The 11,818-nt window shown below is 66.1% G+C and carries 12 protein-coding genes; 6 read left to right on the top strand and 6 right to left on the bottom strand.

The features are described 5' to 3' along the window. Positions 1-210 (top strand): hypothetical protein (locus RT662_RS10055; protein ID WP_313670579.1); only part of this gene is annotated, 210 nt, incomplete at its 5' end. A gap of 262 nt (positions 211-472) precedes the next feature. Here RT662_RS10055 and RT662_RS10050 read toward each other — a convergent pair. From RT662_RS10050 to RT662_RS10030, 5 genes are read right to left on the bottom strand one after another with little or no spacing between them, the layout of a single operon-like run. Continuing rightward, entirely contained in the window at positions 473-691 is a 219-nt protein-coding gene (locus tag RT662_RS10050) for a hypothetical protein (RefSeq protein ID WP_313670577.1), read from the bottom strand. Between the two features lie 59 nt (positions 692-750). Continuing rightward, positions 751-1,392, bottom strand: coding sequence for an ABC transporter ATP-binding protein (locus RT662_RS10045; protein WP_313670575.1), 642 nt, complete (start codon positions 1,390-1,392; stop codon positions 751-753). Further along, positions 1,389-2,435, bottom strand: coding sequence for an HlyD family secretion protein (locus tag RT662_RS10040; RefSeq protein WP_313670574.1), 1,047 nt, complete (start codon positions 2,433-2,435; stop codon positions 1,389-1,391). Before RT662_RS10040 ends, RT662_RS10045 begins: the two co-directional genes overlap by 4 nt. Beyond that, a complete protein-coding gene (locus tag RT662_RS10035) occupies positions 2,435-3,574 on the bottom strand; it encodes a hypothetical protein (RefSeq protein ID WP_313670573.1) in 1,140 nt (379 codons plus the stop codon). Before RT662_RS10035 ends, RT662_RS10040 begins: the two co-directional genes overlap by 1 nt. Beyond that, positions 3,571-4,557, bottom strand: a complete 987-nt coding sequence (locus tag RT662_RS10030) for a class I SAM-dependent methyltransferase (protein WP_313670572.1) — start codon at positions 4,555-4,557, stop codon at positions 3,571-3,573. Before RT662_RS10030 ends, RT662_RS10035 begins: the two co-directional genes overlap by 4 nt. A gap of 223 nt (positions 4,558-4,780) precedes the next feature. On the opposite strand from RT662_RS10030, the gene RT662_RS10025 reads away from it, so the two are divergent. Genes RT662_RS10025 through RT662_RS10015 form a run of 3 tightly spaced genes read left to right on the top strand, consistent with a single transcriptional unit; the run spans position 4,781 to position 8,763 of the window. Next, complete coding sequence (locus RT662_RS10025; RefSeq protein WP_313670571.1) at positions 4,781-6,610, top strand: toll/interleukin-1 receptor domain-containing protein; 1,830 nt, start codon at positions 4,781-4,783, stop codon at positions 6,608-6,610. A gap of 2 nt (positions 6,611-6,612) precedes the next feature. Next, positions 6,613-7,191 (top strand): hypothetical protein, encoded by a 579-nt coding sequence (locus tag RT662_RS10020; protein WP_313670570.1) that lies wholly within the window; start codon positions 6,613-6,615, stop codon positions 7,189-7,191. Positions 7,192-7,212: 21 nt separating this feature from the next. Next, entirely contained in the window at positions 7,213-8,763 is a 1,551-nt protein-coding gene (locus RT662_RS10015; protein WP_313670569.1) for a tetratricopeptide repeat-containing protein, read from the top strand. Between the two features lie 2 nt (positions 8,764-8,765). On the opposite strand, the gene RT662_RS10010 is transcribed toward RT662_RS10015, so the two are convergent. Continuing rightward, positions 8,766-9,338, bottom strand: coding sequence for a Crp/Fnr family transcriptional regulator (locus RT662_RS10010; protein ID WP_313670568.1), 573 nt, complete (start codon positions 9,336-9,338; stop codon positions 8,766-8,768). A 224-nt stretch (positions 9,339-9,562) separates the two neighbouring features. Between RT662_RS10010 and RT662_RS10005 the strand changes: the two genes are divergently transcribed. Continuing rightward, positions 9,563-10,687: a hypothetical protein gene (locus tag RT662_RS10005; RefSeq protein ID WP_313670567.1), complete on the top strand. Its 1,125-nt coding sequence runs from the start codon at positions 9,563-9,565 to the stop codon at positions 10,685-10,687. Positions 10,688-11,037: 350 nt separating this feature from the next. Next, positions 11,038-11,818, top strand: a 781-nt coding sequence (locus RT662_RS10000) for an alpha/beta hydrolase (protein ID WP_313670566.1), incomplete at its 3' end; no start/stop codon positions are given.

Below are 11,818 nucleotides of genomic sequence, written 5' to 3'. Positions count from 1 at the left end.
GAAATGATCTGCCCACCCGGGCTCGCCCTCAATCAGGGCCAGAGCGGCAGGCTAATGGTCACCAATCACAGCAAGCGCCAATCCCGCGCAGCGGGTTCGTTCAACGGCCCAGAAGCTGCCATTCAAGGGTTGCAATGCACGTGCCCGAAAGCGGGGTTGGCACTTGAATCAGTGATTGTTGCAGATTTCTTGGATCCCCTGCCAAACTGAAAGTGTTTCTGACTTTGCGCAATAGAAATAATCCTATTTAAAACATATACTTAATTTAGAGAGAGTTCGCCCGCAGGTTCTCGCCCACCGCCAAATTATTGTTATCATTATAGATTTTACTGATGGAGGGATTTTCTCCCCCATTTTGCGGGCCTTTGCACGGTCAAACTCACCGGAGCCTGCGCTTTGAAGTCGTTTGAGCCCTTCAAGTGGGCCCGTTTCTCAGTCGCCCAATTTGCCGGTGAGGAATTGATAATGTTGGTCAGCGCCGCGCGGCGGCAACGCCCAGCAGACCATGCTGCTGCGCCCAGGACGGTGCGATGAGCTTACCATCCTTCAATCGCTCGAGGTTTATTTCGGTGGGCGCGGTTGCATTCAGGATGGCTTTGACAACGGCGGGAGACAGGAATGCAAGCCTGAGGAGGCGATCAGCACAATTTGGCGCCAAACCTTCTGCTCTTGCAAGGCCGGTCACTGTCATGGTCGGCTCGATTTGGAGCTGCTTCCACCAGCTCTGCCAAGACCAAAATTCTACACAGACTAGGATTTTTGTAGATGCACAATATCGTCCGCCAAATCGATGACCGCAATGTCATGGCTGACGGTCACGACAACCGCCCGGTGGCTGCGGGCATAGTCGCGCAGCACCATGGCCACGGCGCTGGCATTGCGATTGTCGAGTGCGGCGGTGGGTTCGTCGGCAAGCACGATGGCCGGCCGGTGGGCCAGTGCCTGGGCCAGGGCAACCCGCTGTTTTTCGCCGCCGGACAGGGCGCCCGGCAGCGCATCCAGCTTGTCGCCAAGGCCAAGTTCGCTGATCATCCGCAAGCCGGCCGCGCTGGCCGCAGGATCGCGGCGCAGCCGTGCGACCAGCGCCATATGCTGCCGAACGGTGAGCACGTCGATCAAGCGGCAGGTCTGGAACACAAATCCCACCTTGGCCGTGCGCCACAGGCGCCGGTCTGCCGCGCCGAGCACGGATATCGCGTTGTCGCCGTGGCGAATCTGCCCGTCCTGAGGCACGGTTATGCCGCCCAACAGCGACAGTACGGTGGTCTTTCCGGCTCCAGAAGGGCCGGCCAGGCAGGCGAGGCGGCCGCTTTCGAACTGTGCCGACAAGCCGGCAATCAACGGCCTCGCGGGATCGATGCGGAAATGCACGTCCTGCATCGTAAGAGTCATGGCAGCAGCCCGATATTGACCCGCAGGCCAACCGGCATGTCCGGCGGCGGCCGGTCAAATGCCACAAGGACTTCGCGGATATCGCGATCAAATCGGTCGGACGGGTCGAGCGAACGCGCGGTCTTGCGGCCCATCAGCGCCGATGTTTCGATCACCTTGCCCGTCCAGCGCTGCGGCTGCCCATCAACCCAGATCTCGGCCACCATGCCTGTGCGCACCAGCGCGGCATCGCGGTCGGCGATTTCCGCGCGCACGATCAGACGGCTGAGGTCGCCCACAACCACCAGTGGCGTGCCGCTGCTGCCGCCAGAAAACTCGCCTTCGCGGCGCAGCAGTTTCAACACGGTGCCGGCCACGGGTGAACGCAACTGGCATTTGCCGAGCCGCGCCGCCAGCGCTGCCACATTGGCTTGGGCGCCCTGGGCGGCTGCCAGTGCCGCGCGGCGTTCATCGTGGCGGGCGCCGTTGTGCAAGGTTCTGGCGGCCATCGCGGCGGCCTCATGTTCCGCCTTGCGGGCCAGCGCGTCGGCTTCAAGCGCAGACAGCCGCAATTCCGAAACAAAGCCGCTCGCCCGCAGTGCCAGCGATCGTTGCCACTGGAGATGGGCGTCGCTGGCCCGGGATGCCGCTGCCGCTGCCATGGCCTCTGCCTGGGCCAGGGCTTCGGGGCGGGGGCCGGCCAGCACCAGGCGGGATTGCGCAGCCGCCGCGGCCGCACCAGCCCGCATGGCCGCAAGATCGGCCGCCATGTCGGCACAGGCCAGTGCTAGCAAGGGTTGCCCGGCGGCGACCTGATCGCCCGGCCGCACAAATGTGCGTTCGATGCGGGCATCGATTTCGGCCGCCAGATAGCGCGCTTCTCCGGCGGCATCGATGCGGCCGGATGCCGTGAGGCGATGGCGGTCGGGCAGGGCGGCCGGTTCGGCGGCGGACTGCTGCATTTGGATCATCATGGTAAGCAGCAGAAGGCACGCCGCAGCGCCGCCGGCCACCCACCAGCGGCGGCGACGGCCGCGTCCGGCCTTGTTGTCACGCGCGGCCATCATGACCGGAAAATCGCATCAGGCGGAAAGCGCCCCAGCGCCTGGTTGGCCGAGACCACCGCTGCCAGATAGGCCGCACCCGCCACCACCACGGCAAACAGCGCATCGCCGGATTTGAACCGCACCCAGGGCAGCCAGTCGTTCGTCACCAGATCAAGCATCGGCACCGCCACCAGCGCTTGCGTCAGGCTGGCAAGCACCAGCAGCAGGCCGATCAACAGCAGCAATATGGCGAGCTGCGCCGGAGAAGCGCCATGGCCGATCATCGATACCAGATCATCGTGGCGGCGCTGCACAAAACGGCCGATGCCATTCACCAGCAGCAGCGCCATCAACAGGCTGGCCAGCACGGCGGCCAGCAGGATCGCGGCGCCGGCGCCGGTCTTGCCCTGCCAATAGCGGGCGGAATCAGCGTTGAACTGGGCACCGGTGCGGGCGGTCAGTTCCGGATAGCGCGCCTCGATCCGGGCCAGGCGCTCGGGCAGGTCTGCAGGCGGCGGGCCGGCAAAGCGCACCATCAGATAGCTGGCGGTTTCCGCCGGCATGTTCAGCACTTCATGCGCGCTTTCATAGCGCAGCACGGCATAAGGGGCGCCCAGATAGGTCGCGAGCTGATCCGTGCTGCCCACGGCCTGCACGGTGCGGCCGCCGATGCTGGCTTCTGTGCCGGCCGGCCCGCCAACCAGCCTCAGGCCAAGCCGGCCCTGTTCGGAGATGTCGGCGCGAAACTCGCGCGGGCCGAGGCCGCTTGCATCCGTGCCGATCACCGCGACATTGCCGCGCTGCCCAGCCGGCGACACATAGGTTGTGAAGCCCATCACCACGCGGTCAAAACGCGCGCCGGGCAACAGCGCCGCCAGGGTGCCGGCATAGCCTTCGGGCAACGGCGACGGGAAATCGAAGCACTCCACGCCGCGATCGCTGATCCAGGCATCTGCGGCCAGATAGTGTGGTGCCGCCGAACTGGCATCAACGAACGATGTGAAGATCGAAAACTGGAAGGTGGCAACGGTGGCGGCGATGCCGCAGGCGATCAGGCTGAACGCCAATGGCCCGATGTCGCGCCGCACGATCGCCAGAAACACCAGCAGCGCCGGCGATGCGGTTCGCGCGCCAGACAGGAGCAGGGCGCCGATCACAGCCGGGTGATCTCGCAATAATGGATGGCGCCATACACGCCGGACCAATGACGCACCGCCACATCCGGCCCGGCGCTGGCCGCAATGGCCTGCATGTCGGCCGGGCTGCGCAGGATCAGCGACCAATCCATGGCGCTTTCCATATAGCCCGCATCCCAAATGCCGGCGGCATAGTTGGCAAAACAGAACCGGCCGCCCGGACGCAGCAGGCCAACCAGGCGCCGGGTCAGCCGCGCCGCCAACCGATGTGGCAGATAATCGTACAGGCCGGCGGCATAGGCCAGATCAATGTCGTTCACCGGGAAATCGCTTTTCAATATGGCCATGATCGATTCCGGCATGATCTCGATCTGGCTGCCTTGCCGGGCGGCGATTTCGGCACAGCTTTCGGCATCCTGATCCAGCGCCACCCACCGGCCAATCTGGCCAGCGGCCCAGGCGGCGGAATCATCGGCTTCGCGCAGGTGCCCGGCCGCCACGGTCAGGATGGTGGGCGCCGGGCGTGCCGCCGCCGCGGCATCCACCCACTGTGCCATGAAGGCACGGCGCTCGCGCAGTGCCACCGTGGCCGGCACATTGTTGACGACCTGGTTGATCACCCGCCCCAGCGGCGTTGTGGCGGCCAGCGCCTCGGCAAGGATCGGTTCGCCATAGATCATGTCCAGCATGACGGCGTCGCCGGCATAGCCGCGCGGCCGGTTTGCACAGCGGGCGGTGAGCGGATCCTGCCGCATGATAGCGCCCAGCGGATGATCACGCAGCATCCGGCAATAGGCCTGCCAGTCGGCGGTTGAAAGGCAACTGCGGGCCACGCGCAAGCCGGCTGACAGCATCGACAGCGAGGCCATCTGATCGCGGCCGTCGCGTAGATTGACTGCGACCACGTCCAGCAGGCTGCTGCTGTCGTCGCAGCGCAACGACACCGGCGGCGCGGCCGACCATGGCGTGATGATCTCGTCAACGGCCAACTCTGCTCTATACATGTGTTCGACCCCTGTGCGTTTTCGACACATGACCAATAATGGTTCAGTCGCGGGCAACGCGTGACGGCCATCACGCGCTTGCACATATTGTGAATTTTTTGATTTCGCTGCTTTTTCACACCGCGCGGTCTTGTCTCGCGCTGGTTTTTCTTCAACCATCCGGAGTGGCAGCCTGTCGGTGTCTCGGACATGGCGGCGCGGTGGGATATATGGGGGCGAAGGTTTGACGGCCGGGGCCGCAAGGCGCGCATATCAGGGCTTCATCAGCTATAGCCACGCCGATTCCGCGGCGGCGCGCTGGCTGCATGGCCGGCTGGAGGCGTTTGTCGTGCCGGCGCGCCTGGTCGGCCAGATGGGGCCGCGCGGACCGGTCACCGCCCGGCTATCGCCGATCTTCAAGGATCGCGAGGAACTGGCCGCCGCCCACGATCTTTCCGACGAGGTGCGCGGCGCGCTGGCGGCATCGGCCTGTCTGATCGTGCTGGCCACGCCGGCTTCGGCTCGGTCGCATTATGTTGCCGCCGAAATCAGCGAATTTCGCCGCCTGCATGCCGATCGGCCCATCTTGGTGGCGCTGTGGGCGGGGGATCCGTCCGAAGCCTTTGCGCCGGCCTTGCATGTCGGCCCGGATGGCGCGCAGATCGAGCCGCTGGCCGCCGATTTCCGCAAGATTGGTGATGGCCGCCGCCTGGCGCTGTTGAAACTTGTTGCCGGCATCGCCGGGGTCGATCTTGATGCCCTGGTGCAGCGCGAGGCCCAGCGCCGCGTGCGCCGCGTGACGGCGGTCACGGTGGCCGCTCTGGTCGGCATGTTAGCGATGGGGGTGCTGGCGGCGTTTGCCTTCAGTGCCCGTGCCGAAGCCGAACGGCAGCGCGGCCAAGCCGAGGGACTGGTGGAATATATGCTCACCGATCTGCGCGATCAGTTGAAGGGCGTTGGCCGGCTGGACGTGCTGACCAGCGCCAACCGCCGCGCGCTTGCCTATTATCAGGGCGCCGATCTCACCCGGCTGGCCCCCGCATCGCTAGAGCGGCGCGCCCGTATCCTGCATGCCATGGCCGAAGATGCCGAATTGCGCGGCGATCTGGCCACCGCTTCGGCGCAGCTTGCCGAGGCGGCGCGCAGCACTGAGGCCCTGCTGGGCAGCGCGTCGCAAGACCCGGCGCGCATATTTGCACACGCGCAGAGCGTTTACTGGCAGGGGTTGATCGCCTGGCGGCGCGCCGACATCGCGGGTGCCCGCGGTGCCTGGCAGCGCTATGCCGCATTGGCTGCGCAGCTGCGCAGGATCGCACCCGGCAATCCCGAATGGATCATGGAAAGCGGCTATGCCGCCAGCAATCTTGGCACCTTGGCCCTGCGCGCCGAAGGCAATGCCGCTGCCGCCGAAGCACATTTCCGCCAGTCGCTCGACTGGTTTCGGCAGGCCGCAGCCCTGATGCCGGGCAAAGCCGATCCCGTGCGCGATGTGGCCGATGCCGAAGCCTGGATCGCGGATTGCCGGCGCGCGGCGGGCGACGTGCCGGGCGCGTTGGCGGCGCGGGCGCGGCAGGCGGCGGCTCTGGAAACCCTGCGCCAGCGCGATCCGCTGAGCGCGCAGAACCGGCTCGATTGGCTGCGCAGCCAGCTTGGTACGGCGCGACTGGAAATCGCCGCCGGCACGCCGGGCCAGGCATTGGAACGCCTGGCCGCCATGCGCCCGGCACTGGCCGCCATCGCCGATCCGGAAAATCGTGATGTTGCCCTGCTTGGCACGATGATCGGCCTGGTCACCGCCGAGGCCCGGCTGGCAATCGGTCAGGCCGGCGCCGCCGATGTGTCCGCCTGTGCCGCGCCCGAAATGCTGCTTGGCAGCCAGGAGCTTGATGCCTTCTGCCGGATCCTGGCGGCGCGCAGGCAAAGCGCGCTCGGCGATGGCGAGGCGGCCCGCAAATGGGCGGCGATGGCGCGCGCGCGCGCGCCACCCGCCCGGCTGACGCCGTCCACGCGCTGGAACATCGATTTCAACCGAGAACTTGCCACCGTTGGCAGCAACCAACCGAAAGGAGTTTGATCGTGGGTTATTTGTTTGGAAAGCCGCCGGCCGTGATTCCGCTGGGCGAAGCAGGTGCAAATGACGTACCCCCAGCCCGGCACTATCTGATGCAGATCACCAGCCTGAACCTTTATCCTTCGATGCAGAAGGTTTCGCATGGCCGCCGCAACAGCGCTGCCAGAACGCCCGGCAGCGATGCCGCCGCCGCGAACCTCTTCACCGGTGACTTTGGCGATATCGCGAAACCGGGCTGGAGCGGCCTGCGCAGCAATTTCGATCTGGATTTCAAGGGCGCGTTCACGTCGCCCGGTCCCACGCTGGTGCTGATCTGGCTGCGTGCGCCGCATTTCCAGTTTGCCGATGGCACCGACCGGGCGATCACCGCAGCTTCTGAACTTGCCGCATCACGGATGTATGAACCGCGCATCTTCAGCGTTGGCAATCGCCGTCGCATCGCGTCCTTCATCGTGCGGCCCAAACCGGCCGGCGTTTCTGGCGACGAATATCTGGACTTCAATATCTGCGTCACCGCCCCGGGCGGCCCCGGTTCCGATCCAATCGACGTCTTCATCGATCCCAAGGTGCGCAATGACGGCTAGGGCCAGCGGCGACCGGCCGACATGACGGCGTCACCCGCCCTGGTTGCCATCACCATGCTGGCGCGTTCTGGCGCGACCGCGCTCGCGTGGGCGCGGTTTCAGGCAGGCCGGTTTGCCGATGATGATCCGGCGGCGCTGACCGTCAAGGGCCGGCTGCTGAAGGATCGTGCGCGCGCCAGCAGTGGTGCAGCGGCGCGGGCGCTGTTTGGCGAGGCGGCGGCGGCCTATACTGCAGCTGCCACACTGGATGGCACCACCTATCCGTTGATCAACGCGGCCACGCTCACCCTGCTGGCCGGAGACGCGGGCGGGGCAGGGCGGATCGCGGCGCAGGTGCTGGCGCTGCAGGACCGCGGCGCGCCCGATTCTGAAACCCCCTATTACCGCGCTGCCACTCGGGCCGAGGCGCTGCTGCTGCTCGGCCGCCGCGTCGATGCGGAGGCGGCTTTGGTGGCGGCCATCGCGCTGGCCCCCGATGCGCCCGAAGATCACGCCACCACGCTTCGCCAGTTTGCCCTGATCGCCGCGGCCACCGGCGATGATGCGGCATGGCTGGATGCGCTGCGCCCGGGCAGCATATTGCAGTTTTCCGGGCGCATGGCGGCGGCCACGGCGGCACCCCGGCCTGCCGAGATTGCCGCCATCCTGGCCGCGGAACGCGTGCGGCACGCCTTTGGCGCGCTCGGTGCCGGGGCGGATGTGCTGATTGCCGAAGCGGTGATCGCGCACGGTGCGGCGCTGCACGTGGTGTTGCCGGCGCCGGTGGCGGACTTCATGGCCGTGTCGGTGGCGCCCTTTGGCGCGGACTGGACTGCCCGGGCAAACGCCGTGCTGGCCGCTGCCGCCAGCATCGATACGGAGCCCGGCGGGCCGATCACGCCGGCGGCCATCGATCTGGCAGGGGAACGCGCCATGGGCCGCGCCATCCTGCTGGCGCAGCGCCACGCCGCCGCCGCCGTGCAGTTGCAGATCACTGGTGATGGCGATGGCGGCCACAGCGCCCGGCAGGCGAGTTTGTGGCAGGCTGGCGGGCGGCAGCAGCACCGGCTGGTCTGGCCGGGGGAGGCCGCCATTGCCGCCCCGATCTCCGCCGGTCCGCCGCAGCAACTGGCTGCCGTGATCGAGGTGATGGCCGATGCACCGCCGGCCCTGCTGGCCGGCATCGCACAGGCCATCGCTGCCCTGCCGCCGCCGCTGTCTGCCGCCGCCACGCCCGCCGGCGCCCGGCTGGCATGGCCCGATCCAGTACTTGCCGCACGCGCTGCCACCGCCATCATGGCCGCCGCCGATCCTGGCCACGGCGTCCACATCGCCGGGCACTATGCCGTGGTTGCTGCTGCGCCCGATCCGTTCACCGGACATGCGGCGCTCTATGGCCCGGCATTTGCCCGCGCTGCGCGGCTGGCGGCGCTGGTGCCGGCCGGCGCCATTTATGTGACCGACGATTTCCTGGCCGGGTTGGTGCTACGCAGCCCTGATTTTTCTCAGGAATTTGTCGGTGAGGCGCCCGGCGAACGCGGCACGGACGCGTTGCCGCTTTATGCCATCAGCGCGCGCGGCAACCAAGCATGACGTCAGACAACAAGATCATCCAGCAGCCGCGGTGCGACGATCACCAGGGCGCCATCATCCTGCCGCACGATGCCGCGCCGTTTCAGATCTGCAATGGTGCGCGATACGGTTTCGCGCGTGGAGTTCACATCGCGGGCCAGTTCGCTCCACACCGGCACCGGGCGCAGCACGCCGTCCGGCGATGCGCGGCCGCGCCGTGCCAGTTCAGCACAGATGCGCCCGGTGGCGGACAGCAGCGACATGGCCGCCATCTTGTGCGCCATCGCGCTGGCCCGGGCGATCATCGCGCGCGACACCGCCAGCCCGATGCAGCCATGCTGCTGCATCAGCGCGATGAAGTCGGCAATGGCAAAGCCAGCGCTGGCGCTGGGCTTCACGGCAATCACCGAAGCCGGCGCCTCGGCGGCATCGACCAGCCCCCGTTCGCCAAGCAATGCGCCAGCCCCATGCACCTGCAGCAGCAGTTCCTGGCCATTGGCGGCCAGCATCATCTCGTGCGCCTCGCCATCGATCAGCAGATAGGCGTGGGTCAGGGTTTCGCCCTGCCAGATGATGGTGGACCGGGCGGTGAACATGTGCAGCCGCGCCCGCGTCGCCACCGCGGCGGCAACATCGGGCCTGCACTGAAACCCCCGCTCAACTGCCGCCTCTATCTGCATGCCTGTCCTGCCGTTTCCAGCCCGAACCTGCCACGAAGCCCCGTTGCCGCAAAGGGGGGGCGGGCGTGATGCCCATCACGCCCCGCGTTGGCCTGCGTGTGCGACAGCAGTGATCCAACCATCAGAACGGGAGACTCATGATGCACCGCTACGCCCTGATCGCCGCCAGCACGCTGGCACTCACGTCGCAGGCATTGGCCCAGACTGCCGATGCGACTGCGGCCGACGAGCTCAAGAAGCAGAAGGAAGCGATCGAACTTCAGAAGGATCTGATCAACGCCCGCAAGGACCTGGTGGCCGCCGAATCGGCACTGGTGACGGCCAGGATGGATGCGCTGGGGCTGAAGCCGGCCGAAGGCACCACCACGCTGGAAGATGGCGCCGGCCAGATCGAGGCGCAGATGCTGGCGGTAGGGGCGATGGCCAAGGCAGCCCAGAAAATCAAGGATGATATCGGCGTTGGCCCGTTCCTGCTGCTCGACGGCAATCAGGCGATCGACCTGACCCTGGCCCAAGGCATCAAGGCCGATCTGAAGATTCTGGATGCCGCCGTTGATCTTGCCCGCGTCGATCCGACGTGCACGCCAAATGATGACCGCCTGGCCATCACCGGCGCTTTGCCCCTCATTGGAGCGGCGTTATCGTTGCTGCGCACGGATACGGTGATCCGCGGCATCACGATAACCCCGTCTGCCTCGCAACTGCGGAATGCTGTTGCGGCCAAGCTTGGCAGCGAGGCCATCGTTATGGATGATCTGGCCAACCCGGATTTTGCCAAAAGTGAGCTCCTGACGGCGCTGGATGCACAAACAGAACGCCTGCAAGAGGCCGCTGGATGCAGCGCCGTGCTGGCGCAGGGTGACGCCGCCAGCAAGGCTAAGGCCGTGGTGCTGGATGCAGCGATCAAGCAGGCCACGGACTTCCGGGCCGCCATCACCAAATCCGATGGCACCAGCCCCAGCAAACTGAGCATGGCCATCAAGTTCGAAGCGGTGGCCAAGGACAACCTCAAACTGCTGCGCCTCTACACGGAAGCGCTGGGCGGCAGCCTGTTGAAGCGCGGCAATGTCTGGACCGCGCTGGGCGCGCCGGCAGTGGGGCTGACCAGTGGACTGGTGATCAGCTATCGGTTGAGCGATCCGGCCAAGGGCCGCGTAGAAAAATCCGGCGTGCTGGTCTGCCGCACCGCGCTCACCAACATGCGCGAGATCCACGCCGGCCGGGTGCGGGCATCGGACTGCGGCGTCACCATCACCAGGCCCTGAACCGCGAACGGCCGATGAAAGAGCTGTTATCGCAGGCGTTTGGGCAGAGCGGCGTCACCACCGCATACGCTTGAACGCCTGCGATAACTGTCTGATGAGACGGAATGACACCTGTTCACCCCGAATGGTTGCGATCCCGCATCGGGCAACCGGAGCATTCCAGCATGCCGAATGGGCAATAAACTGTCAGAACGGTTTCAACGTCAGCCAGTGATTTGCGACGACAATCCACCAGCGAAGCTTCCCGCTGGGCACGCCATCACCGTCACCATCAAACCTGCAGCATCTCAGGGCTTTGTCCTGACGTGAAATGGTCGCTAAGTGCGAGCGGTTTGCAAGGAGCTCCATGCGTGGACGCACGTGATGACATCGATCCGCTCTGGGCACCGCAGCCCGATGCGCTGCCCGGCTGGTTTCATGAAGCACTCGCCGTGCCTCGCGAGGAAGGCTTCATCGACGTCGCGGGAACGCGCATCCATTATTTTCGGTGGGGCGACCGCTCGCATCCTCCGATCCTGATGACGCATGGCTTTCTGGCGCATGCGCGGTGCTTTGCGTTCATCGCACCGTTTCTGGCGGGGGACCATCACGTCATCGCCTATGACCTGTCGGGAATGGGCGATAGCGCCAACCGGCCCGGGTGCGACGCGCAGGCGCGCGGCGCAGAGATGGTCGGGGTTGCCGAGGCGCTTGGTCTGTTCGATGGACCGGCCAAGCCTGTCATCATTGCGCACAGCTTTGGCGCTTCGGTCGGCTTGACCGCGATGGCGTTGGCCGCGGAACGGTTTTCCGGCTTGATCCTGTGCGATATGATGGTGCTGCGACCCGAGGTGCTGGAGGAGCGAAACCGGCAAGGAAACGGGCGTCCGGGCTCGGGCGACCCAGACAAGCCCCAACGCCGCTATCCGGACTATCCCACCGCCCGCAGCCGATACGTGCTGTCCCCGCCGCAGCCTGTCGGTGTGCCATTTCTGATGGATTATATGGCCTTTCACTCGCTGCGCCGGAGCGGCGAGGAATGGACCTGGAAGTTTGATCCCGAAGTCTTCCGTCAGAACGACGCGGAGCCGGGGTGGCATGGGATGGGCAAGCGCGTTGTGGCGACGCCAGGCCGCAAGGCCATCGTGTATG

Source organism: Sandarakinorhabdus sp., from assembly GCF_032115815.1.
Classification (GTDB): domain Bacteria; phylum Pseudomonadota; class Alphaproteobacteria; order Sphingomonadales; family Sphingomonadaceae; genus Sandarakinorhabdus.
The sequence above is the reverse complement of the archived record's forward strand: the minus strand, read 5'-3'. Positions and strand labels throughout refer to the sequence as shown.